The following is a 23,468-nucleotide window of genomic DNA, read 5'->3' as shown; positions in this document are numbered from 1 at the left end:
ACTCCTGAGGCGCTGCGTCACCGGTTGTCGTAGCGACTGTAGTCCAGAATTCCGGAGGTCAGCGGCTCGTCGCGTGCGTAGTCGGCCAGAACGGTGTCGCTGAGCTGCCAGAACCCGGGATCCGTCCGGCGCATCGCGAAGCGGTCGAGCAGGCGACTGTAGTCGGCTTCGGTGCGCAGGGCGCTGACGAGACCGACGAACTCCGCGATGTCGCCTTCTTGCATCTGAAAGAAGACATTCGGATAGGCGCCGACGATGCCGTTGGCCACCGTCAGACTGTCTTCTGCCACCAGTCGTCGCGACGCTTCGTCGAACATCGACGAGATATTGGTGTAGGCACTGTTGCTGAGTACGGTGAGCAGGCCCCGGTCCCTGATCTTGACGACGGCGGCCTGCGGCATGATCGATGCAGCAACGCCACGCACCCGATCGATCTTCGCCAGTTCGCTGATGCTGTTGCGCGAGAGTCCTGACTGATCCGGGTCGTAGCGATGATTGAGTACCGGTTGCAGGCGTTGCTGGAGCAGGCCGAACAGCTCCTGCTTGGGCTCCGTCGTGCGGTAGGCGATCGGCGCTGGCAGGACTTCATGCTCGAAGTAGGCATCGAGATATTCCTGGACATCTTTCTGCGCGCCGCGATACCACTGGTCTACCTCGGCAATGCGTTGCGGCTGCGGCAGGTACGTCAGAAAGTTCATCTCCGATTCCATGCGCAGGAAGTCCATGTACATGCGCGTCATCGCCTGGTGTCCTGCCGTGCCGTACACATCGAAGCCGGCGACCAGCAGGTAGTGGATACGCTCCAGGATCGGATAGTCGATCAGCCACGCCGTCTGGGGTCGTTCACCGACCAGACCCTGCACGACGGTTGCGCTGTCGAAATGACGGAACACTGTCAGCGCGGCATTGCGGTTCGTGCCGCCACCATCCCAGTACATGTTCAGTGAAGCGCCATCGATCGTTGCGATGTTGTTGCGGATGAAGTCACCCTTGGCGCTCAGGTAGGCGTTCTGCGCCTTCGCATACGCGCGCCAGTGCACGATCGACCACAATCCGCTTTCAGCTTCTGCGGGCAGGCGCAGCTCTCCGGTGTGATCCGCCAGAAATCCCGAGAATTCTTTCGAGACGGCCGATTGCGGGGTCGCGAAGAATACCCAGAAGCGATCCTGAATCACGTCGAGCGCCACGTTGCCACGACACACCGGGCCTTTGATGAAGTTCATGATCGTGAACTGCGCTTCATCCAGCAGGAAGGCGTAGCGCGACTGATACGGAATCAGCTGAAACGCGCGGAACGGATTGGAGGCCGTGGGTGTGTCGTAACCCGGCAGGGCAGCGACGCCGTAATCCGCATCGATGAACCATTGACGCCAGTGATCGCGTCGTGCGGACGTGAGCTGGTATGGCATGTGTGTCTTGGCAATCGTGCTGGTCGGATCCCGCCACAGCCGGTAGTAGACGCGCGCCACGCCGGGATCATCGTAGGGACGACGCGTCGATATCAGACTCAGCGGTTGGCCGGGCGGCGTGCGCGAGCGGACGAGTTTGAAGTAGACCGTCTGGTGTCCCTGATCCTGCAGATAGAGATGCGCCAGGAACAGATGCTCGTAGAGATAGCGAGCGGCAAGACGGTGTTTGAGACCGTCGCCGTTGAAGAACGTCTCCCAACGAGCAACTTCCTGTGCTGTCGATTCAGGCAACTCGGCAGGCTTCGCCGCGGGGGCTCCGGCGGCCAGCCAGTCGGTGAGCGTGCGATGCTCCCTGGGACTCAGGCCGGGCAGCCCGAACGGCATGCCCCACTGCGGATACTTCGCGGCAAACGCGTCGAAGTCCTCGATGCGAGGGCACTGCTGCGAACGGGACAGCGAAAAATCGAAGGTGGCCGGCAACACCTTGACTGCAGGCAGCGGATGCTCCTGCTTGAGCTGCAGCATCCGGGCCATGACGCCAGCCTGCAAATTTGCGTCCGGCGAATCCTGTCGCTCGTTCAGAACGGGATAGAAGCCGGCGGCGCGCCAATCGGCCGTGGTCTGAGCATCTTCGAACAGTCGCGTGAGGGGAGACGGAGTCAGGCGTTCAACGTGATAGATCTGCGTCGCGCTGGCGCCGCGCAGAACGCCTTCGTAGGAATCAAGTTTCAACTGACACGGTGCATCGTAACAACCGTGACAGACGAGACAGCGATTGTTCAACACTGGTCGAACGTCGCGGTCGTATTCGATCGGGACGGTGGCCGGCGCGGCGACATTCTCTTTCGGCTGCGGCGTGCCGAAGCGCTCGTCGAGCGCCGAGCGCGCGACCGTAGCGCAGCCAGCAATGAGCGTAAGTCCCAGGAGGGCAGACCGGAGTCGATACGTCATTGCCTGACGATAGCATGGGCGATGCAGGCTTCGCGAAGCCCGCCGGGAGCGGTTTAGAACTCGCGCCGCAGCCCGATCGTTGCGCCGTAGCGGTCGATGTATTCGTGACCGAACAAGGCTTCGACACTGCCGAAGGCGCTGAAACCGTGCGGGAAGACGGCAACGAGGCTCAGGCGGCCGACGTAGACATCGCGGTCGGGCGGCGCATCGAGAAATGCCAGCTGCGATGGACCTGGCCGCAGGTCTTCTGCGAAGTGCGCGGTGATCACGCGCTGGTTGTCTTCGAACTCGTGTACCCAGTCGGCATTGAGTTGAGCGACCCATACGGACCCATCGCGCATGAACGCGCGACTCGCCTGGAAGCCGACGGCGCTGCGCAGCGATTCCTCGGTCTGCGCATCGAACGTCAACGTCATCGGCGTCAGGCCCGTTTCCGTGAAAGCGTCTGTATCCGTGTGCCGCGAAGTGATGGTGAGGCGTGGGCCCAGCGTCATCTTGCCGGCCGGAAAATCTGCGCCGGAGCGCAATTCGATATCCCATTCGGTGCCACGAGTGTCCGCATCCACTGCAGCAGGCGGCGGATCGTAGGAGACAGTGGGCGGGAACATCGGATTACCGAACACCTCCTTGCGTACGGTCACGATCCGTTGCGCGTCGTATTCCCGGCGATCGATGCCTGCGCTCGCATCGACGAATACATTCGGACTCGGAAACCACGAGCCGTAGAGCACGGCGCCACCTGTGCGCATGCGGAAATCACCCGCGTCGTGATCGAAGTCGCCCGAGCGCTGGTTGAGCCTGATTCCCAGACCGACCAGGCCACGGGTGCCGAAGCGGTAGTCGGAGCCCAGCAACAGACCGGCCAGATCGGAACGCCGGCCTGCTTCGTAGTGCGTCGCGTGCTGATGTTCATTCTGATAATCCATCGAGAAGAACGCGCTCAGCCGTCCCATCTCGACGATGCTCATATCGTCGGCGACGTCTGCATCCTCCTGACGCGCCCGGTCGCGACGCTTGCGCGGTGCTGCGTCGGTTGCAGCGGCACCGCTCTGTCCCGATGACGAGCCTGCCGCACCGCCTGATGCGCTGGTGGACCCTCCGCCACCGGTGTTCGGTAACCCGGAGCAATAGGCTTGCATTTGCGGCCCCGCCTGACCGGGAATCAGTATCGCGTCAGCGTCGCGCTCGAAGTCCATGGCCGAGCACTTGCCATCGAGATAGAACACGTACTGCTCGTCCAGTGTCTGCGCCGCTACCGGCGTGGCGACGAGAGCCGGAAGGACGAGCCAGAGTGGAACTCGCTCGCGGAGATGACGAGGTGCGTCCTGATTCTTCATTGTTCTGACCCCACCGGGCATCTGCCGCGCGTTTCATTCGGCCATGAGCGATTGCCAGCTCGCGTCGCTCAGGCTCTGTCGTTCACCAGTTTGTATGGGGTCTTGCAGATCCACGCGTGCGCATGAGGGCGATCGGGCGCTGCTTCACCGGCAGGTGCTGAACAGGCGGATGTTGAGCTGCGCTGCGCAGTAAGACGTTTGCCACTTGCTGCGGCGGCGGTGCGGATGTTTCATTCACCACCTGCAGCACGCAGGTCGATCATGACCACGGCGACCCTGTCATCTGGGCAATGCAAGATCGTGCGGTCTGGGATAGGTGCATCGCAGCGCCTGATGCGCCTGCATGTGGATTACCATCGCGATCAGCGGTGTGACAGCGCCGGATCGGGCGTGATGTCCTCGACCTTGCGGCACTGCATTGGATAGCATCGCGCGCCCTTGGTACACCGTTAATGCGTTTGGAGTTCGTGAGACATGGCCGAAGCACAGATATTCCAGTCCGCCGCGGAAGCGTTCGAGTACGCATGCGACCACGTCGACTGCTCGCTCAAGGACGGCCGGGCCGTGCTGGCGGTGGTGCTTGGGGTGCAGGGCCGCATGTGCAGCGTGAAAATCGCGAATACCGAAGACAAGACGATTCCGAGCGGCACGCTCACGGAACTGCTGGCGCGAACCGACCTGGTCGGCGTGTGCTTCAGTACGATGATCGAAGACAAGGTGCCGCACCTCGAGCCCGGCGACCTCGTCATGTACACCACGATGCCCGAGCTCGCAGCCGTGGGTAAGACGACGGTGGCCGGCACGGTCATTTCCAGAGTGAACCCGCATTACACGGCCAAGGGCGGATGGCAGGTGCGTCCGGTCGAAGAGAAAAAAGCACCTTCCGGCGAAGACCAGAACGCCGCGCCTTCAGAGGGGACTCCCTAGCTGCTGCCCGGTGCATATCCGACGTTGAAGTGGCCGCATTGCGGACTTACTGCGACAGGGAATCGGGTCGCATCCGTCATTTATTGACCTGTCAACTCGGGGCTCCGCCATCCCAGGAAGCAGCAGACGTTTATGACGCCTGGCTTTGGCGCCAGCTTCGGTGCGGCGTAGGCGAGGGTGGCTGATCGTGACACTCTCCCCACCGCGGACGTGCGGCGTGCGCTTCAAGGTCGACTACGTGAGACTGCAGGGCATCGCCTCACTGTGACCGACCGGCCACTCGCGCCGGTCTGGTACTCTCGCGCCCATCCATGGGTCCACTACTCACTCTTTCCGTCCACGAGGCGCTCCTTGCCGCTGTGCGCGCTGGCGCTACTACGCTCGAGTGTTCGCTCGATCTGGATCGCTCCACGACCACCGTTGCCGTTGCGAGCGACGGCTGGGAATGGCAGGGGCGGCGTTATCCGTTTCTCGACAACTGCAAGGACCGCACGATCTATTACTGGGCGGACGAGTCGTTTGCACCGGTGGCGCGTTTCGCGAATTCATTGATCAAGCTGGTGCCGACGCCGTGGGGTCCGCCGACCTTCGAGATCGACGGCATCAAGATGCTCCCGACGGCGCAGGTGTCCCCCTGGGCGGATGCCGGGCGCAAAGTGGGGTTGATCAAGCCGCGCGGGAAGGTCGTGCTCGATACCTGCGGTGGACTCGGTTACTTCGCGGCCTGGTGTCTGCAGGGGCAGGCCGAACGGATCCTTTCGTTCGAAAAAAATCCCGATGTGCTGTGGTTGCGAACGCTCAATCCCTGGTCGCCGCGCACGGACGATGCTGCCGGTCAGCGCCTGACGCTCACGCAGGGAGATATCGCCGAACAGATCCTCGGCCTCGCGGACAACTCGGTCGATGGCGTCCTGCACGATCCACCGCGCTTTGGTATCGCCGGCGATCTGTATTCTCAGAGTTTCTACGACCAGCTGGCGCGGGTCCTGCGGCGCAAGGGCATACTCTTTCACTACACAGGCACGCCGAACCGGCTGACGAGCGGACGCGATGTCCCGAATGAAGTGGCCAACCGGCTGCGAACGGCCGGCTTTACCACGAGCCTCAACGGCGATGGCGTGCTGGCGGTGAAGCAGGGGCGATAAGCGCCGTCGATTGCGTGTGTCCAAAAACCGGAGAAAACCATGAAAAGACTGGTTCTGGCGATGGTTGCAATGACTGCAGCATTCTCGATGCCCGCAGACGCGCAGACGCAGGCGTACCAGGTCAAGGCCCGGGAAATTTATGCGCGCATCGTTTCCTTCCGGACCGCTGCCGGGCAGAAGCAGACGCCGGTGATGGTCGCGTATCTCGTCGACGTACTGAAGGCGGGTGGCGTACCGGAATCGGACATCGCCACGATCGACGCAGCGGGTGAGATGGCGATGATCGTGCGGCTGCCGGGCAAGAAGCCGGGCCGGCCGATTCTGTTCTCTGCGCACATGGACGTCGTCGATGCGCGTCCCCAGGAGTGGCGGCGCGATCCGTTCACGCTCGTCGAAGAAAACGGCGATTTCTACGGTCGCGGCACCATGGACAACAAAGCCGGCGTCACTGCGCTGGTCTCGACCATCCTGCGTCTCAAAGCGGAGCGGCTCAAGCCTGCGCGCGATCTCGTTTTCGCCTTCGTCGGCGACGAGGAGACGAGCATGGATACGACGCGGCTCATCGCGGCGCACCCGTGGGTCAGGGAGGCCGAATTCGCGATCAACACCGATGCGGGCGGCGGCCTGCTCGACGACGCGACCGGCAAACCGCTCATCTACCTGGTGCAGGGCGCCGAGAAGACGTATGCCACGTTCGATCTGATCGTCACCAATCCCGGCGGCCACAGCTCGCGCCCCCGCAGTGACAATGCGATCTATCGACTCGCGCATGCACTGGAGAAGATCGAGGCTCATCAGTTTCCTGCGATGGCTAACGACCTGACGCGCGCCTACCTGGGAGCGGTCGGCAAGACACAGTCGGGTGAAGTCGGAGAAGCGCTGCGGAAATTTTCCGCCGACCCGACCGATGCGGGTGCTGCGGCTGTGCTCGCGAAGTCACCCGAGTTCATCGGTACGACACGCACGACCTGCGTCGCGACGATGGTGGAGGCGGGTCACGCAGAAAACGCGCTCCCGCAGACCGCCAAGGCCGCAGTCAATTGCCGCATCTTTCCGGACGTCCCCGTCGATGCGGTGCGCGATGCCCTCGTCGCAGCGATTGCCGACCCCGACGTGAAGGTCGTGACGCGCGGCGAGCCAGAAGCGAGCCCCGTGTCGGACATGCGGCCGGACGTGATGTCCGCGATCACGCGCGCAGTGCATGCGGACTATCCCGGTGTGGCCGTTGTGCCCTATCTCGAATCGGGCGGCACAGACGGCAAGGTCTATCGCATCGCAGGGATTCCGACGTTCGCCAGTTCCGGCCTGTTCGCCAAGCCGAGTGAAATGTTTGCGCACGGTCTCGACGAGCGCTTGCCCGCGGTCGCTTTCTATCAGGGACTGGATCACATCTACCGGTTGGCCGTCGAGCTTGGCGGCGCCCGACGCTAGTCGAGTCTTGCCATCGCGGCGGCGTCGAGCGAGAAGTCGACGATCTCCACGGGGTGACACGGGGTGACACGGGGGAGAAGGCTGCAAAATGCAATTCTTCCACCCGTCCCGCGGGATTTCCCCGTGTACCCCGTGGACAGTCTTCAATCTCTTGATCCGGAATCCCGGCACACACGCGAAGTAAGGGGCATTGGGCTGTGCTGCGGCTGTCATGTCCGGGTGATTCGCATTCATTTCCCAGATGAAATCATGCGCTGCGGCGCCATGATTCGCCGTGGTCGCACGCGTTCGACCGTGCGATCATGCCGATCATCGCTCGCGCGGTTCTGCGCGAGTGCGCCCCGGAGATTGGAGATGTCGAGATGAGTGCGAACGACTACGTCAACCTGAAACTCGAGAAGCGCGGCCATACGGCCATCGTCCTGCTGTCGAATCCACCCGCCCACACGTGGACGGCCGAGTCCCTGCAGTCCCTCAAGCGTCTCGTGCACGATCTCGATGCGGATCGCGATATCTATGCGCTCGTCATCACTGGCGAAGGCAGCAAGTTTTTCTCGGCAGGCGCCGATCTCAAGCAGTTCGCCGACGGTGACAAGGCGAATGCCCGCACAGTGGTGCGACGCTTCGGCGAAGCGTTCGAGGCACTGGCTGCATTCCGCGGCGTCAGCATTGCGGCAATCAACGGCTACGCGATGGGCGGCGGTCTCGAATGCGCGCTCGCATGCGATCTGCGCATCGCCGAAGAACATGCGCAGCTGGCGCTGCCGGAAGCGTCGGTCGGATTGCTGCCGGGCGCGGGCGGCACACAGCGTCTTGCCTGGCTCGTCGGCGAAGGCTGGGCGAAGCGCATGATCCTGTGCGGCGAACGCGTGGACGCCAATACTGCAAAAGCCATCGGCCTGGTCGAAGAAGTCGTTGCTAAGGGCGGTGCACTGGATGCGGCGCTCAAGCTTGCCGACCAGGCAGCCCAGCAGAGCCCGGTCGCCGTCTCGGCGTGCAAGCAGCTGATTCAGGGAGCACGCAACGACGCGCTGCAGCCGTTGCTGCCGGCTGAGCGTGAAGTGTTCGTCGACCTGTTCGATACGGATGATCAGAAGGAAGGGGTCGCTGCGTTCCTGGAGAAGCGCAAGCCGGTCTGGAAGAACAGCTGATCCGGATGCGGATCGAGGGAGGCCGCAGTCTCCCTCGATCTTTCAGGAAATGCAGAAAGCTGGTCCTGCGTTTTTGCGGGTCCGGCTTTCCTGCGGGAAGTCGAACTCAGATCGGAATCGCGATCCACCTTTGCGTGCTGGATCGGGTCGAAGCGAATGGCTCACCACGACTTCGGAATCGATGTCGCATCCAAAGGGAGGCGTGCACGCCACGACTGTAGAATCCGCGCATGCCGTCGATCTCCGCGCCCGATATCGCCCAGCGCTATCTTCCCAGTCGCTACCACTATTGGTACGCGCGCTCCAAGATCGCGTCCGATCCGCTATACGTCGACGTGCAACGCATTCTCGCGGGGACCCAGGCGCCACTGCTCGATGTAGGCTGCGGTATCGGCTTGCTGCTGCACGCGCTGCGTGCGACTGACGTGAGCATCGACTATCGGGGCGTCGACATCGATGCGCAGAAAATCGCCATTGCGCGTGGCGCGGCAGAGGCGGGCAAGCTGGCGGCAGTCCGCTTCGAGGTCTGCGATCTCACACGCGAATTTCCTTCGCATGCCGGCAGCGTGGCGCTCCTCGACGTCGTGCAGTACCTGGATGCCCGATCCCGCGATGAGTTGCTCGACAGTGCGGCGCGTAGCATCGCAGGCGATGCACGACTGGTGATTCGCGCCGGCGTCGACGATGGCAGCTGGCGCGCGCGATTCACGCGCATGACCGATCGCGCCGGACACGCCGTGCGCTGGATGAAAACACCGCCAAAGTCGCAGCCGACCCGGGTCGATCTGTCCGAACTGCTCGCCCGGCATGGATTCCACACCGAGTTCCGGCCGGCGTGGGGTGGTACGCCGTTCAACAACTGGCTGGTGATCGCGTCGCGGGGCGCATCCGGGCCGGGCAGTAAAGCCGCCGGGATCCCGCAATCCGGACGCCGATAGCGGACGAGGTGTCGATGAGGGGAGGGGATGTGCTATGAGTTCTACTCATCGCCGTGCATTTCGTGCAATTTCTTCCTGATCCCGTTTAGTCCACCCTCGCACCCAGGGCTACGCCCCGCGTTCAGGAACATCCTGCTGCCGCTGCGACGTTCGCCCGTTCGCCAATAAAAATCCCACGACCCCGCCGGGTGGTCCGCACCCACTTCGCCAGGAGAATTTCGACAATGGTTCGACTGACCATCAACGGTGTCACGCGCGATATCGAAGTTGATCCCAGCACACCGCTGCTCTGGGTGCTGCGCGAACAGGCCGGGCTCACCGGGACCAAGTACGGTTGCGGCGTCGCTCAATGCGGAGCCTGCACGGTGCATCTCGATGGCAATCCCGTGCGCTCCTGCCTGTTGCCGGTGGCCGCTCTCACGGAGGATCAGAAGATCACGACGATCGAAGGTCTGTCCGCGGATGGTTCGCATCCCGTGCAGCAGGCCTGGGTGAAGCTGGACGTGCCTCAATGCGGATACTGTCAGTCGGGGATGATCATGGCAGCGGTCGGGTTGCTGCAGCGAAATCCCAAGCCCAGCGATGCGGACATCGACGCCGAGATGACCAACATCTGCCGGTGCGGCACTTACATTCGGGTGCGTGAAGCCATCAAGCTGGCTGCCTCGAACCTGCCTGTCACGCCGAGCACCTGAGGAACCGCACCCATGACACTGGCAGCAACAGCGGTTTCGCGCCGCAACTTCCTGATCGGATCCGCTTCAGCCGTCGGCGGCTTGTCGCTCGGTTTTCACATCCCTGACGTATTGGCGACGACGCCGTCCGCGGCGATGCCGCCCGAAGTGAATGCATGGGTGGTCATCAAACCCGATGACACCGTCGTCATCCGCATGGCGCGCACCGAAATGGGCCAGGGCTCGCTCACCGGTCTTGCCCAGCTCGTTGCCGAGGAGCTGGAATGCGACTGGTCCAAGGTCACGACCGAATACGCCTTGCCGGGCCAGAACGTTGCTCGGGGTCGCGTCTGGGGTAGCTTCGTCACCGGCGGCAGCACTGCGATTCGCGGTTCGCAGGAATACTTGCGCAAAGGCGGCGCCGCGGCGCGTGAAATGCTGATTGCTGCCGCAGCGGCCAACTGGAAAGTGCCTGCGGCCGAATGTTTCGCCGCTGACAGCGTGATTACTCATCGGCCGAGCGGCCGCAAAGTGACGTTCGGCGTAGTAGCTACGGCTGCTGCCGGCATGACGCCACCGGAGAATGTGACGCTCAAGGATCCGAAGGAATGGAAACTCATCGGCAAGCCGGTCGCTCGTCTGGATACGGTGGACAAGACCAACGGCAAACAGATCTTCGGCGCGGACTTGCAGTTGCCGGGCATGCTGAATGCGACGGTGCGCGCCTGTCCGATTTTCGGCGGCAACGTGAAGAGCTTCGACGAAGCTGCGGTTGCCAGGATGCCGGGCGTGCGCAAGGTGCTGCAGATCGATGCACGGACGATGGTGGTCGTTGCCGATACCTGGTGGCAGGCAAAGACCGCGATGGACGCACTGCCGATCGTCTGGGACGAAGGTCCGAACATCGGCATGTCTTCCGAGAGCATCGCCGCGACCCTCAAGGAGGGGCTCGAGGCATCTGACGCGTTCATCGACGCAGAGGTCGGCGATGCGCCGGCGGTGATTGCGAAGGCCACGCGGAAGATTTCCGCCGTCTATGCCTATCCTTTCCAGGCTCACGCGACGATGGAGCCCATGAATGCGACCGCGCGTTACACGCCGCAGAAGTGCGAAGTGTGGGCGCCCACGCAGAACGGCGAAGCCGCTCTGACCGTCGCGGCCGAGACTGCCGGTCTGCCGGTCCAGCAGTGCGAGGTTTACAAGCTCCATCCCGGCGGCGGTTTCGGTCGGCGTGCCGTTCAGGATTTCGTTCGCCAGGCGGTGCTCGTCGCCAAGGCGATTCCCGGCACGCCCGTCAAGCTGCTGTGGACGCGCGAAGAGGACATGGTGCAGGGGCCGTTTCATCCGACGTCGCAGTGCAAGCTCACCGGCGCGCTGGATGACGAGGGCAATCTGACCGCTTTGCGCGTGCGCATCGCGGGTCCGTCGATCGCCGCGCACGTGCGGCCCGAAGCCATGCAGGGCCGCAAGGATTCGGGCGTCTTCCACGGGCTGTCGCTTACCGACGCCGACCACCTCGGTTACAACGTGGACAATCTGCTCATCGACCACGCGATGCGTAATCTCCCGATCCCTCCTGGTTACTGGCGCGGTGTGAATCTCAACCAGAATGCGGTGTACCTCGAGTGCTTCATCGATGAACTGGCGCACGAGGCGGGCGTCGATCCGCTGGTCTTCCGCCGCAAACTGATGACGAAGCACCCGAAGCATCTGGCGGTGCTGGACGCCGTGGCGAAGGGCATTGGCTGGGAAACGCCGCCGCCGAAGGGTGTGCATCGTGGCATCGCGCAGTTCATGGGTTATGGCAGTTACGTTGCCGCCGCTGCCGAAGTGTCCGTTACCGCAGGTCAGCTGAAGATCCATCGCCTCGTCGCGGCGAGCGACATGGGCTACAACGTCAATCCCGCGCAGACGGTGCGGCAGGTCGAGGGCTCATTCGTCTTCGGACTGTCGGCGTTGCTCTATGGCGGCTGCACCGTGCAGGGCGGTCGCATGGTTGAAGACAACTTCCACACCTACCAGGTGATGCGTCTGGCCGAAATGCCGGCCGTCGATACGCACATCGTGCCGAGCGGTGGTTTCTGGGGCGGTGTCGGCGAGCCCACCATCGCAGTGGGGACGCCGGCGGTGCTCAACGCGATCTTCGCCGCCACGGGCAAGCGTATCCGCAGCCTGCCGCTGAAGAATCACAACCTGGCCTGACGATCCGGCACGCACGCTGGTGACGGCGATACTGATCGCCGCGCCGGCGTGCGCACTGCATGCTGCGCCATTCGGCGCTGCATCGTGCATGCCCGCAGCTGCTGCCGCAGGTAACGCCACAGCTTTCATTTCATGCTTCAGGTCAACGACGACGCGCACTGGGATCGCATCGCGCTGGTACTCGAGAGCGAGACGTGGGAGCACGAGCCGCCACCCAGCGGCGGCTGATGAGTCTGCGTACCTGCGCATGTCACAGTTCGGTGATCTGGTTCTCTCCGGTTCGTGGCGCCGTCGGGGGAGCACGGACAATACGGGTTGACAGGCCGGGCGCGGCTCGCGAGCCTTCGGTGTGCGGTTGCTCCTCTGTCTGCAGCGTCGGGATGCGCGAGAACTTCAATACACAGACAAGGCAGGCCGGTACGACAACCATGGCCGACTCCGTAGCGAACACTGCTGAGCGCAATCTCGAGGAGCGTGTGCTCGTCGAGCAGGTCGCGTTGATGTCGCGCCTGACGACGTCCCCGCTGTTTGGCAGCATCATCGTGGGCGCAATGCTGTTGTGGCTCACCATGAGCGAACATGGCTGGTGGCTGAGCGGCGGCTGGTATGCGCTGCTGATGTTCGTAACGTTGCTGCGCTGGCGCGTGGCGCGCGACTACCTTGCGAAGGACCGTTCGGCCTCGGAGACACGCCGCTGGCGCACGCTCATGCTGGTGCTGGCTGCAGTCGCGGGTGGCGTGTGGTCGATGTCGGGCACCGTGCTTCTGCCGCAGGATCCCCTGCGCGAGATCATCGTCGCCGTGTTCTTCGCGGGTGTAGCGTCGGCCGGCATCGGCTCGCAGGCACCGGTGCGGTATGCATATGCGGCTCTGCTGATCCCGTTCATCCTGCCGTATGCGATCAATCAGATGCTGATGGGCGGCGATCGTATCGTGCTCGGCCTGGCCTATCTTTCCTACATCCCGGTCATGCTGGTGATTTCGAATCGTCAGACGAAGTCGATCGAACAACAGATACGCCTGGCGTTCGAGAATGAGGCGCTGATCGGGGAACTGCGCCGCGAGCGCGACCGCGCGACGCGAGTCAACGGCGAACTGCAGCGGCAGGTTGAGGAACAACGGCGCGCGACGCAGCGCATCCGCTCGCTCAATCGTCATCTGCAGACACAAACGGCGGAGCTGCTCTCCGCCAACAAGGACCTGGAAGGGTTTTCCTACTCGGTGTCGCATGATCTGCGCGCACCGCTGCGCGCCATCGATGGCTTCTCGAGTCTGCTGCGCGACGAACTGGCTTCTCCCGGCGCTGGCAAGGCGCACCACTACCTGGGACGCATTCGCGACAATATCCTGCGCATGTCGACCTTGATCGACGATCTGCTGGAGTTCGCCCGTTGCGGTCGGGAGACATTGGAGCGCAGCGAGCTCGACATGAATGCCATCGTGGCAGAGGCGGCGGGTCACGCGCGAACTGCGTACGATGCTACGGCCGCGCTGCGAATCGTGATCCATTCGCTGCCTCGTGCACGCGGCGATGCACGGCTCATGCAGCAGGTCTGGCAGAACCTGCTGGACAATGCCGTGAAGTACACCAGTCGCATCGAACGGCCACTGATCGAGGTGACTGGTCGCGAGGAAAAAGAACGCGTGGTGTTCGAAGTCAGGGACAACGGCATCGGGTTCGACAGCCGCTACAGCGAGGCGCTGTTCGGCGTCTTCCAGCGATTGCACGACGCCCACGAATACCCGGGTTCCGGCGTGGGCCTGGCCATCGTGCAACGCATCGTTACGCGTCATGGCGGCGAGGTGTGGGCACAGTCGCAAGCGGGTCAGGGCGCATGCTTCGGCTTCTGGCTGCCGCTTCAACACGAGCACAATGCATCGGATCCGAATGTGCCGGTGCCGGAGCTGCAGCGACCGTAGTCACGGAACTGCGCATCCGTGCCCACCGTCTGATCTCGGTTGTTACGGCCCCGCGGTGGTTCGGTAAGTTTCTTTCCGTTCGTCCTGAGCTTCCAGGACGCACGCAAGAACCGGAGTGCTTCGACCCGGCTCAGCACGAACGCAGAAGAATCGAAACGGCTTCCTCATCCGTTCGTCCTGAGCTTGTCGAAGGACTGCTATCTTTGTCCGCGCATGCGCAAGCTTCTCGTCTTTCAGCATTCGGCCAGGGAGCCGCTCGGGATTCTCGATCCGCTGTTGCGGCGGTCGGGATTCCGCGTGCGCTATGTGAACTTCGCACGTGAGCCCGATCTGCAGCCGGACGTCAGCCGGTACAGCGGTCTGATCGTCCTGGGCGGTCCGATGAACGTGGACGAAGTCGACCGGCATCCGCACCTCGCCAACGAAATCACTGCCATCCGCGAGGCGCTGTCTCGTGACATGCCGGTGCTGGGCATCTGCCTCGGCGCACAGCTGCTGGCTGCTGCGCTCGGTGCGAATGTACGACCCAACCCGGTTCGCGAAATCGGCTGGTACCGCATCCACCCGAGCTCGGCGGCGCAGTCGGACCGCCTGTGTCGACACTTCGACGGCAGTCAGCATGTCTTCCAGTGGCATGCGTATACGTTCGATCTGCCGCATGGCGCCGTGCATCTCGCCAGCACGCCGACGTGCGCCAATCAGGCGTTTCGCTATGGCGAGCGCGCCTATGGTCTGCAATTCCACCTCGAGGCGGACGAGCATCTCATTCAGCGCTGGGTACACGTTCCGGAATATCGCGCCGAGATGGAAGCGGCCGGTCCCGAACATCACCTCGAACGAATACTGCGCGACACGCATGGGCACGGCATCACGGCCCGCCGCCTGAGCGAACGCGTTTTCGGTGAGTTCATCGAGCTGTTCGACTGGCGCCCGCCGGTCCGGCTAGGCAGCCGCTGAATCAATCACTTCGCGGTTGGCGGTGCAGCCTTTGCGCGCGCACTCACGTGGCTGGGCTCGCTACACCGTCCGCTTCAGTTGACTGAACATCGCCGGGAAATCCGCTTGCAGCGTACGACGCAATGCCAGCTCATCTTCCTTGCGGCGGTCACGACGGGCCTGCAGCAGTCGATGGATGCAGCGATACTGCATTTCGCCCGCGCTGCGGCCATTGGGCAGATCTTCCGCGAGATGTCGTGCGAGGCCGGGTTCGTGCAACAGCAGCCAGGCGGGAAAATCCGTGGCGCTGAGTTCGATGTCGTCCTCGCTGTCGAGGAAATGCTGCCACAGGCCAACCATGCCGCCGTCGGGCTGGGTCCGCGCGCCAAGCGCCTGATCAGCCTGTGTGGGATGCAGCCAGCACAGATGGCACCAGGCGGTGAGTGCCTCGAGGCGCTGCTGACGATAGAAGGCACTGTGTGCGAGACGCAGGCACAACTCGGCATGCTCCCACCAGTGCGGCTCATTGCGCACGCTCTCGCTGACGCCGGCCCAGTCATGAGCCTGGCCGAGCGCATAGCTGCGATGGAGCAGGGGATGCTCAGGCAAGAACGGCTGATCGCGCAGCATCTGGGCAAAGTGATTCCACAGCGGCGACAGCAGGTCGCGCGATTGCGCACCGAGCAGGCGTTTCGCATTCGGCGCGATCTTCTGCAGAAAGCTCAGCGTCGCCGCTGCGTCGCTCGCGGGTTGATCCAGACTCAGCAATGCCGTCAGCAACTGATCGAAGGCTGCGAGGTCCGCATGATTCGGCGCCTGCGCATAGAGACGATCGAGCTGGCGTTGCGCCTCGGCTGCATCGCGCGCCGACAGCGCCCGTGCGATGCCGTTGGTCAGCGCCACGACAGGATTGTCGAAGAACAGATCCATCTGCGGCACGCTTTGCGCAGGCACATGGCGAATGGCGATCAGGCGATGCAGCCGACTGTCCGCACTGACGCGCAGCAGTTTTGCCGCCGCTCCCGGCGATGGCGTCTGCCACGAATGAAACTCCTGCGGCTGCTCGACGAGCCCGATGCGGCGCGCATACGAGCTTGCGGTTTCGACCTGCGCGCGGATTTTTTCCGGACTGCCCATCAGGACGTCATCGAGCGATTCGATGTCACCGCGGCGCCAGGCTTCGTAGTCACCATAGGTCAGGCGGCCGGAATTGATCAGCAGTTCCAGTGGCGCGAACCCGCCTTGCTCCAGCAGCTGTGCGTCCACCTGCGCCTGCAGGGCCGGGTCGATCTTCGTCATGGCAGGAACAGTTTCTCCAGTTCGGTGGCGCTCAGCTGGGTGGGCGATGCGGTGGCTTCCGAGTACAGCTGATTCGCCAGCGCGCGCTTGTCGTCCTGCAGCTGCAGGATTTTTTCTTCCACCGTGCCCTGGGCGATGAGTTTATAAACGAAGACCGGCTGCTGCTGGCCGATGCGATGCGCGCGATCGGTGGCCTGCGCTTCGGCGGCGGGATTCCACCACGGGTCGTAGTGAATCACCGTGTCCGCCGCGGTCAGGTTCAATCCCGTGCCGCCGGCCTTGAGACTGATCAGGAACAGCGGCACGGCGCCGCTCTGAAAGCGATTGACCACATCCGTGCGATTCTGGGTCGAGCCGGTCAACAGGCAGTAGGGAATTCCGAGTTCGCGCACCGCGGCCTCGATCAGTCCCAGCATCGTGGTGAACTGCGAGAACAGCAGGATACGCCGGCCTTCGGCGACCAGTTCCGGCAGCACGGTCGTGAGCCAGTCCATTTTGGCCGAGGGAATGTCGTGGGTATCGGTATCGGTGCTGACAAGCCGCGGATCACAGCAGGCCTGCCGCAGTTTCAGCAGTGCATCCAGCATCGTGATGTGACTGCGTCCCAGGCCCTGCTGCTCGATGGCTTCGCGAACCCGTGCGTGCATGGCGAGCCGGATGCCGTCGTAGAAATCGCGCTGGCGTTCGTCGAGCAGGATCGATTCCACGATCTGGGTCTTAGGTGGCAGTTCGCGCGCCACGGCATCCTTGGTACGGCGCAGCACGAAGGGCGCGATGCGCTCGGACAGCGCCGCGGCACGTTGCGTATTGCCGTTGCGTTCGATGGGCATGCGGTAGTGACGCTGGAACGATCGTTCGTCGCCGAGCAGGCCGGGCTGCACGAAATTGAACAGCGACCACAGTTCGCCGAGGTGGTTCTCCATCGGTGTGCCGGTCAGGCAGAGACGGTGCCGCGAACGTAGCGCGCCCGCCATCCGCGACACTTTCGCGCGCGGGTTCTTGATGGTCTGCGCCTCGTCCAGAATCACGAAATCGAACTCGTGCGCGAGCAGGGCTTCGCCGTCGAGCTGCAATGAGGGATAGCCGATCACCACGACGTCGACGCTGCGAATGCGATGGAACAGTTCCCGCCGTCGCGCGCCATGCAGCGTCAATACTTCGAGCGAAGGCGCGAACGTGCGCAGCTCCTGCTGCCAGTTGCCGATGACACTCACCGGGGCGACGATCAGCGATGGTCCGCGCAGCCTGCCTTGCTCTTTTTCCAGCTGCAGATGCGCCAGCGCCTGCACGGTTTTTCCGAGTCCCATGTCGTCGGCCAGGACGCCGCCCAGCGCGAAGCGCCGCAGGAACTGCAGCCATCCCAGGCCCTCCTGCTGGTACCCGCGCAAGATCGCGTTGAACGACGCGGGCGCCGGTATCGGTTGAATGCCGGCGAATTCTTCGAGTTCATGCAGGCGCTGCTGCAGCGACGCGTCGTCCGACTGCAGCGTCGGTAACTGCAACGTCTGGGCGAGATGCGTCAGGCGATGCGCTTGACCTAAAGGCAAGGGCAGCGCGCTGCGTTTGTTCAGACTGTCGCGATCGAGCAGTTCGACGAGCGTGTTGCTGATGCGCTGCACGCGTTCGAGAGGGATCGGCAGGTAACGCCCGTCATCCAGGCGCATCAGCAGCAACCCGCCGACGACGCAGTGAGCATCGCCACTTGCGGCATTGGACTGCAGATAAGCGACCAAGCCCGGCAGCAGGTTGACCGATTGATCTTCCACTGTGACGCCGAGGCGCAGATCGAACCAGCGATCGTTGCTCGGCGTGCCGAGATCCGCGTACCACTGTCCGGCGGTCGCTGTGCGATAGGGGAAGGTGTCGTCGGCGCGGATTTCCCAGCCTTCGGCTTCCAGGACCGGTGTCGCCTCCAGCATGAACGTCAACCATTCCTGCGCACCCTGCAGCGCATTGGGCAACAGACGGTCCAGTCGCGATCGCAGCTCACGCTCGACAGAACGATCGCGTTCGAATTCCAGGACGATATTCTCGTCGGTTGGATCCAGCAGTCGCGCCAGCGAGTGGTCGTCGTTCGATGATTCGGCGACAGCAGCCGTATCGTAGAGAAAATGCAGCGTGCCGGCAGGACCCGCACCCAGGACCAGTCGCGGCTTTAGTTGCGAGAATTCGTGTTTTCGAACTTGCAGTCGCCGCGGCGCAGGAAATCCGCTGGCTCCTGCGTCCTGCGCAATCTCGTGCTCGATCTGCGCGACCTGTTCCGGTGCGATGGGTGTCTGATTCCAATAGCGAGGCAGCAGCGTCGGCGAACAATCCGGAAGCAGTGTTCCCCACTCGCAACGACTGGCATCCACATACAACGGCGGCTGTGTCTGCGCGAATACAGTCACCGCTACGTCGACTTCACAGGTGAGCCGTTGGTCGCCGCGCTCACCCGTGCGCCACGTGAAGCGACCTGGGCGCGCTGAGCCTGCACGGAGCGGACGGCTGTCGAATGTCCGCCAGTGGGTGCGTCCGGTAGCGACGAGTCGCTGCAGAAATTCGGGCGTCGTTGCATCGGGCAGCAACCAGGGGCCGCTGGCGGATTGGTGGGCGAGGGCGCGAAGGATCTGCGCATCCTCCAATCCGACATAGCGAGGGAATTCGCCGCTGCCTGCGCCGGCCCGATGGGCGAACGCGCACAGGTTTTCCGGATGCCTGCGACCGTCACCGGCGATCTGGCCCACCCAGGCGGAGACGCGCAGCGCACCCGCTGCCTCATCGCAGAGATAAAAGAGTTGTTGCGCCTGCGCGCCGCGGTCGGTTGCGGACGGCGCTCGCGCCTGCACCGGTGCAAGCGACGGCTGGGTCGCAGATTGCGCTGCCGCCAGCGACACCGCGGCGGCATGCACGCAGGGCGCGGCCGCGCTGCAGCTGCACTCGGCCTGCATTCGCGATCCGGACTGGTACTGCACGTACACGCGCGAGTCCCCGCCGGCATCGCCAGCAGTGACGCCCGTGACCACGGCGCCATCCTGAAGCACGCGAATCTTGCTGACACCGCCGGCGTCGATGAGCTGCTGCGCAGCGCTCATCAGGCCATCGCCGAGGATCGCCCGCAATCGTTCTGCGCTGAGCGGCAGGGAGTTCGTCAATGCGTCGTCGCCGGGTAAAAAAGGGCGCGCATTGTCGCTGGAATGATCCGGTGTCACCAGCGGCGGGCGGGATAACCATTAAGGCCTGCTGGGCTGCTGGGCTCTGGCGTGCCCGGCAGCCCTCAGATCCGCTTCGCTTCTGGTCTTTGCGCGGTTGCGGCGCGGCGTTGAACCAATGAAGCACCGGAGTTCACCCAGGTCCGTATCGGCGTTTGGCCGAATGGGTCATGGAGCACGCTTCTGAAGAACAGAGCCCACCGACAAGGGGCTATTCTTGAGGAACTTAAGTGGTCAGGAGCTGAGCGCGGCGGGGCTATGACTGTGGCTGAGTGCGGGGTGCGGCAAAGCTCTGACCGCGCGTGCCTGTCGGCCGGCGATTGGAGGAGGCTGTGCCGGAAATCACCCGCAGAGGTGACGAGGACAAGGTAAGTGTCTTGGCGAGACCGTTGGTTGTCTCATCTCAGCGTCGAAGAGGTCGCCGCAGCATATGGACAGTGGCTGCCTTGCCTGTCGATACGCCGTCGCCTGCCGAGAGGCGCGCGCGGCGAAATGGTCCGCAGCCAGAGTCAGTAGCTGTGCTCCGGTCCCGGGAACGACCCGTCTTTGACCGCTTTGACAAAAGCCTCGAACGCACCGCGAATGCCGGTCTGGCTTTCGGCGAGGAAGTTCTTCACGAACTTGGGCACCTTGATGTCGGGGGGTGTGATGCCGAGCAGGTCGTGCATCACCATGATCTGTCCGTCGACGTGCTTGCCGGCGCCGATACCGATCACCGGTATATGCAATCGTTCGGTGATGCGCTGCGCCAGCGGCGCGGGAATGGCTTCCAGTAACAAAAGGCTGGCGCCGGCTTCTTCCAGGAAGAGTGCTTCATCGAGAATGGTCTGTGCCTGATCGGGATCGCGGCCCTGCACGCGAAAGCCGCCGAAGCGATTGATCGATTGCGGCGTCAGACCCATGTGCGCACACACCGGAATGCCTCGTTCGACCAGCAACCGCGTCGATTCGGCGATCCACCGTCCGCCTTCGAGCTTCACCACGTGCGCGCCGGCGCGCATGATCTGTCCGGCGTTTTCGAGGGTCAGGCCTTCCGAGTAGTAGCTCATGAAAGGCATGTCGCCCATGATCAGGGCGCCGCGGTTGCCGCGCCTGACCGTATCGAGGTGATACAGGATGTGGTCCATGGTGACGGGCAGGGTCGAGTCGTGTCCCTGGACCACCATGCCCAGCGAGTCGCCCACCAGGAGCACTTCGACACCGGCGCTGCTCGCGATCTCTGCGAAGGTCGCATCGTAGGCAGTGACGCACGCGAACCGTTCTGCCTTGCGCTTGATCGCTTCGAGCGTCTTGAGGGTGATCTTCGTCGTGGAGCTGGTGCTGGACATTACGATCTCCGTTGCGGTACCGGCCGATGCGAACCCAACGACAGGCAATCACCCGTACTGGCGCCGGCGCGTCCATAGTATATGTACGTCGACACTGCAAGTCGGAGAGCGTCATGTCGAACCGCAGCATCACCCTGAACGACGACCTGTACGGGTACCTGTTGTCCGTGTCCCTGCGCGAGCATCCTGTTCTCGAGGAGTTGCGCAAACGCACTGCACGACTGCCGAACGCGATGATGCAGATCTCGCCGGAACAGGGGCAGTTCATGCAGTGGCTGATCGGCGCGCTGCAGGTGCGTCGCGCCATCGAAGTCGGTGTCTTCACTGGCTACAGCTCATTGTCGACCGCTCTTGCCCTGCCGGCCGATGGCGAACTGATTGCCCTCGACATCAGTACCGAATACACCGATATCGCCCGGCCGTACTGGAAGAAGGCGGGTGTGGATCAGCGCATCCAGCTGAGGATCGGGCCGGCGCTGGAGTCCTTGCGTGCGCTTCTTGCTGCGGGCGGTGCGGGGACGTTCGATTTCGCCTTCGTCGATGCGGACAAGGAAAACTATCTGAACTACTACGAAGCGCTGCTGCAGCTCGTGCACACGGGTGGCGTCATCGTCGTCGACAATGTGCTGTGGAGTGGCCGCGTTGCCGACGAGTCGGACACTGACAGCGCGACGGTGGCGTTGCGCGAGTTCAATCGCAAGTTGGCCACCGACGAACGTGTGGCTCTCAGCATGCTGCCCGTCGGTGATGGGCTGACGCTGGCCAGAAAGCTCTGACGATCTATCGGCAGGGGGAACAATGCCGATCCTGGTGATCGGCGTCGCCGCCCGGAATGCCAACGCGCGCGGGCCTGGCGAGTTAGCGGCGGAGTGACCGCGCACAGCTGATCGTGCGGTCCGCAGGCCGAGCATGCGCGCTCGATCCCATGGATTGCTTCTTTGCGGCGGCAGGCCCGCGACGCTGCCCCCTGCGTTGACATGTGACCAGATGGTCACATATGGTTTCCCCATGCCCGATGACGACCTTGTTTTCAAAGCGCTTGCGGATTCGACGCGTCGCTTCCTGCTGGATCTGCTGTTTGTGCAGGATGGACAGACACTGACCGAGCTCGAATCGGCGCTCGCGATGTCCCGCTTCGGTGTGATGAAGCATCTGCGTGTACTGGAAGGCGCAGGGCTCGTGGTGACGAAGAAATCCGGGCGGGAAAAACTTCACTTCCTGAATCCCGTGCCCATCCGGCTGCTTCATGACCGGTGGACACGCAAGTACGCCGAGCATCACGTCTCGGCGCTCGTTGAACTGAAATCACAGCTCGAGGAGAAGAAATGTCAGCCGAAACGCAAGCGGGCCTAACGACCCCGACCACCCAGGTATTCGAGATCTATATCAAGGCGCCCGCGGCAAGCGTGTGGGATGCCATCACCGATCCGCAATGGAATGCGAAATATGGCTACCGCGCGCCGATGACGTACGGCCTGCGTCCCGGCGGCGAGTTCCGGGTAAACGCCAATGCTGAAATGAGATCCATGGGCCTGCCCGACGTCATCATCGATGGCGAGGTGCTGGAATGCGCGCCGCCCCATAAACTCGTGCAGACCTATCGCTGGCTCTTCAGCCCGGAAAACAAGGCGGAAGGCTTCACAAAGGTCACCTGGGAGATCGTGCCCACCGAAGCAGGGTTCACGCGACTCACGGTGACTCATGAACTCGACGGCGCGCCGCAGATGGCCGCCGCGGTCAAGAGCAAGTTCAGCACGCACGGTGGTGGCGGATGGAGCTGGATCCTCAGTGACATCAAAACGCTGCTTGAAACAGGCAAGACCCTGTCCGAGTGATGCCGCTGGCAGGGGTGACTCGCGCGAGACACCCCTCAGGTATTGATGCGCGTACCTCGGGATGCGCATACATTTGGCGCTCTCACGCCCGGGAGTACGCCAGCCGATGACTGACGAGGCCATTGCGGTCGCATGGACTGCGCAGGAACGCGAGTCATTCTTTGCGGCGATCGAACGCCACCAGGGCGCCGCCAACCGGATTCGCTGGCTGAGTCTCGGATGTGCGTTCGTTCTCGGGCTGGTGGTCGCGATGCTGATGGCGCCGTTGCTGTACGGCGTCCTCGGGCTGCTCCTCGATCTGGTCAACTTCATCGTGCCGACGCCGGATCTGTTCAAGATCGTCATGGATGCGATCAGTCCGCTCATCGACACCCCGGATCAGGTTGCGACGGGGCGCTGGATCTACCTCGCGTTCATGGCGGCGATTCCGGGGCTCGTGATCATGGCGTTGCTATCGCTCGCGCTGGGACGGGTGCTGCGCGAGGCGTCGATGAGCGAGGCGGGAAATTTCAACGTACGTGCGCCTGATACCACCCGGCTTGCCGAACAGCGCTTCGCCAATGTCATCGCCGAGATGGCTGTCGCCGCGAACCTGCCGCAACCGCGGGTACTCATCATTCAGAGCGAGGCCGCGAATGCAGCGGCCTTCGGTCAGGACGGCGCTCATGCCACTGTCGCCGTATCGACAGGGATGTTGCAGGGATTGAATCGGGCGCAGATGCAGGGCATTGCGGCTCATCTGGTCGGATCGATCGCCAACGGCGACGTGGGTGTCGGTTCGCAGGTGGCCACGAC

At 63.1% G+C, this 23,468-nt stretch carries 18 protein-coding genes; 13 read left to right on the top strand and 5 right to left on the bottom strand.

What is annotated here, in order from left to right; translation table 11 throughout:
• Nucleotides 1-17: 17 nt before the first annotated feature.
• Together VIZ63_RS14020 and VIZ63_RS14015 are read right to left on the bottom strand one after the other, a co-directional pair.
• A complete protein-coding gene (locus tag VIZ63_RS14020; protein ID WP_331610281.1) occupies nt 18-2,360 on the bottom strand; it encodes a fatty acid cis/trans isomerase in 2,343 nt (780 codons plus the stop codon).
• Nucleotides 2,361-2,413: 53 nt separating this feature from the next.
• Nucleotides 2,414-3,697 carry an autotransporter outer membrane beta-barrel domain-containing protein gene (locus VIZ63_RS14015; RefSeq protein ID WP_331610280.1) on the bottom strand — a complete coding sequence of 428 codons (1,284 nt, stop codon included), beginning with the start codon at nt 3,695-3,697 and terminating at the stop codon, nt 2,414-2,416.
• Between the two features lie 474 nt (nt 3,698-4,171).
• On the opposite strand from VIZ63_RS14015, the gene VIZ63_RS14010 reads away from it, so the two are divergent.
• The 9 genes from VIZ63_RS14010 (at nt 4,172) to VIZ63_RS13970 (ending at nt 15,041) form a co-directional block, all read left to right on the top strand.
• Nucleotides 4,172-4,624 carry a hypothetical protein gene (locus VIZ63_RS14010; protein ID WP_331610279.1) on the top strand — a complete coding sequence of 151 codons (453 nt, stop codon included), beginning with the start codon at nt 4,172-4,174 and terminating at the stop codon, nt 4,622-4,624.
• A 311-nt stretch (nt 4,625-4,935) separates the two neighbouring features.
• A complete protein-coding gene (locus tag VIZ63_RS14005; RefSeq protein WP_331610278.1) occupies nt 4,936-5,769 on the top strand; it encodes a hypothetical protein in 834 nt (277 codons plus the stop codon).
• Nucleotides 5,770-5,808: 39 nt separating this feature from the next.
• Entirely contained in the window at nt 5,809-7,200 is a 1,392-nt protein-coding gene (locus VIZ63_RS14000; RefSeq protein ID WP_331610277.1) for a M20/M25/M40 family metallo-hydrolase, read from the top strand.
• Between the two features lie 362 nt (nt 7,201-7,562).
• Complete coding sequence (locus VIZ63_RS13995; RefSeq protein WP_349261192.1) at nt 7,563-8,351, top strand: enoyl-CoA hydratase; 789 nt, start codon at nt 7,563-7,565, stop codon at nt 8,349-8,351.
• 230 nt (nt 8,352-8,581) lie between these two features.
• Nucleotides 8,582-9,289 carry a class I SAM-dependent methyltransferase gene (locus VIZ63_RS13990; protein ID WP_331610275.1) on the top strand — a complete coding sequence of 236 codons (708 nt, stop codon included), beginning with the start codon at nt 8,582-8,584 and terminating at the stop codon, nt 9,287-9,289.
• Nucleotides 9,290-9,513: 224 nt separating this feature from the next.
• Nucleotides 9,514-9,984 (top strand): (2Fe-2S)-binding protein, encoded by a 471-nt coding sequence (locus VIZ63_RS13985; RefSeq protein WP_331610274.1) that lies wholly within the window; start codon nt 9,514-9,516, stop codon nt 9,982-9,984.
• A 12-nt stretch (nt 9,985-9,996) separates the two neighbouring features.
• Nucleotides 9,997-12,165: a xanthine dehydrogenase family protein molybdopterin-binding subunit gene (locus VIZ63_RS13980; RefSeq protein WP_331610273.1), complete on the top strand. Its 2,169-nt coding sequence runs from the start codon at nt 9,997-9,999 to the stop codon at nt 12,163-12,165.
• Between the two features lie 428 nt (nt 12,166-12,593).
• Nucleotides 12,594-14,084 (top strand): sensor histidine kinase, encoded by a 1,491-nt coding sequence (locus VIZ63_RS13975; RefSeq protein WP_331610272.1) that lies wholly within the window; start codon nt 12,594-12,596, stop codon nt 14,082-14,084.
• Between the two features lie 213 nt (nt 14,085-14,297).
• Nucleotides 14,298-15,041 (top strand): glutamine amidotransferase-related protein, encoded by a 744-nt coding sequence (locus VIZ63_RS13970; protein ID WP_331610271.1) that lies wholly within the window; start codon nt 14,298-14,300, stop codon nt 15,039-15,041.
• A 60-nt stretch (nt 15,042-15,101) separates the two neighbouring features.
• Here VIZ63_RS13970 and VIZ63_RS13965 read toward each other — a convergent pair whose 3' ends face one another.
• The 3 genes from VIZ63_RS13965 to panB all read right to left on the bottom strand — a co-directional run bounded on the left by VIZ63_RS13965 (nt 15,102) and on the right by panB (nt 20,838).
• Nucleotides 15,102-16,319 (bottom strand): hypothetical protein, encoded by a 1,218-nt coding sequence (locus VIZ63_RS13965; protein ID WP_331610270.1) that lies wholly within the window; start codon nt 16,317-16,319, stop codon nt 15,102-15,104.
• On the bottom strand, nt 16,316-19,453 hold the full coding sequence (locus VIZ63_RS13960) for a DEAD/DEAH box helicase (protein ID WP_331610269.1): 3,138 nt from the start codon (nt 19,451-19,453) through the stop codon (nt 16,316-16,318). Before VIZ63_RS13960 ends, VIZ63_RS13965 begins: the two co-directional genes overlap by 4 nt.
• A 566-nt stretch (nt 19,454-20,019) precedes the next feature.
• Complete coding sequence (gene panB / locus VIZ63_RS13955; protein WP_331610268.1) at nt 20,020-20,838, bottom strand: 3-methyl-2-oxobutanoate hydroxymethyltransferase; 819 nt, start codon at nt 20,836-20,838, stop codon at nt 20,020-20,022.
• A 113-nt stretch (nt 20,839-20,951) separates the two neighbouring features.
• On the opposite strand from panB, the gene VIZ63_RS13950 reads away from it, so the two are divergent.
• The 4 genes from VIZ63_RS13950 to VIZ63_RS13935 form a co-directional block, all read left to right on the top strand.
• Nucleotides 20,952-21,614, top strand: a complete 663-nt coding sequence (locus tag VIZ63_RS13950) for a class I SAM-dependent methyltransferase (RefSeq protein WP_331610267.1) — start codon at nt 20,952-20,954, stop codon at nt 21,612-21,614.
• Between the two features lie 232 nt (nt 21,615-21,846).
• A complete protein-coding gene (locus VIZ63_RS13945; protein ID WP_331610266.1) occupies nt 21,847-22,191 on the top strand; it encodes an ArsR/SmtB family transcription factor in 345 nt (114 codons plus the stop codon).
• A complete protein-coding gene (locus VIZ63_RS13940; RefSeq protein ID WP_331610265.1) occupies nt 22,164-22,673 on the top strand; it encodes an SRPBCC domain-containing protein in 510 nt (169 codons plus the stop codon). Before VIZ63_RS13945 ends, VIZ63_RS13940 begins: the two co-directional genes overlap by 28 nt.
• A 106-nt stretch (nt 22,674-22,779) precedes the next feature.
• Nucleotides 22,780-23,468: M48 family metalloprotease (locus VIZ63_RS13935; protein ID WP_331610264.1), on the top strand; the 689-nt coding region annotated here is incomplete at its 3' end.

Source organism: Povalibacter sp. (genome assembly GCF_036520495.1).
GTDB lineage: Bacteria > Pseudomonadota > Gammaproteobacteria > Steroidobacterales > Steroidobacteraceae > Steroidobacter.
The sequence above is the reverse complement of the archived record's forward strand: the minus strand, read 5'-3'. Positions and strand labels throughout refer to the sequence as shown.

Coding starts and splice junctions, on each gene's coding strand:
- VIZ63_RS14020 (WP_331610281.1), bottom strand. CDS start 2,360: ATGACGTATCGACTCCGGTCTGCCCTCCTGGGACTTACGCTCATTGCT.
- VIZ63_RS14015 (WP_331610280.1), bottom strand. CDS start 3,697: ATGAAGAATCAGGACGCACCTCGTCATCTCCGCGAGCGAGTTCCACTC.
- VIZ63_RS14010 (WP_331610279.1), top strand. CDS start 4,172: ATGGCCGAAGCACAGATATTCCAGTCCGCCGCGGAAGCGTTCGAGTAC.
- VIZ63_RS14005 (WP_331610278.1), top strand. CDS start 4,936: ATGGGTCCACTACTCACTCTTTCCGTCCACGAGGCGCTCCTTGCCGCT.
- VIZ63_RS14000 (WP_331610277.1), top strand. CDS start 5,809: ATGAAAAGACTGGTTCTGGCGATGGTTGCAATGACTGCAGCATTCTCG.
- VIZ63_RS13995 (WP_349261192.1), top strand. CDS start 7,563: ATGAGTGCGAACGACTACGTCAACCTGAAACTCGAGAAGCGCGGCCAT.
- VIZ63_RS13990 (WP_331610275.1), top strand. CDS start 8,582: ATGCCGTCGATCTCCGCGCCCGATATCGCCCAGCGCTATCTTCCCAGT.
- VIZ63_RS13985 (WP_331610274.1), top strand. CDS start 9,514: ATGGTTCGACTGACCATCAACGGTGTCACGCGCGATATCGAAGTTGAT.
- VIZ63_RS13980 (WP_331610273.1), top strand. CDS start 9,997: ATGACACTGGCAGCAACAGCGGTTTCGCGCCGCAACTTCCTGATCGGA.
- VIZ63_RS13975 (WP_331610272.1), top strand. CDS start 12,594: ATGGCCGACTCCGTAGCGAACACTGCTGAGCGCAATCTCGAGGAGCGT.
- VIZ63_RS13970 (WP_331610271.1), top strand. CDS start 14,298: ATGCGCAAGCTTCTCGTCTTTCAGCATTCGGCCAGGGAGCCGCTCGGG.
- VIZ63_RS13965 (WP_331610270.1), bottom strand. CDS start 16,319: ATGACGAAGATCGACCCGGCCCTGCAGGCGCAGGTGGACGCACAGCTG.
- panB (WP_331610268.1), bottom strand. CDS start 20,838: ATGTCCAGCACCAGCTCCACGACGAAGATCACCCTCAAGACGCTCGAA.
- VIZ63_RS13950 (WP_331610267.1), top strand. CDS start 20,952: ATGTCGAACCGCAGCATCACCCTGAACGACGACCTGTACGGGTACCTG.
- VIZ63_RS13945 (WP_331610266.1), top strand. CDS start 21,847: ATGCCCGATGACGACCTTGTTTTCAAAGCGCTTGCGGATTCGACGCGT.
- VIZ63_RS13940 (WP_331610265.1), top strand. CDS start 22,164: ATGTCAGCCGAAACGCAAGCGGGCCTAACGACCCCGACCACCCAGGTA.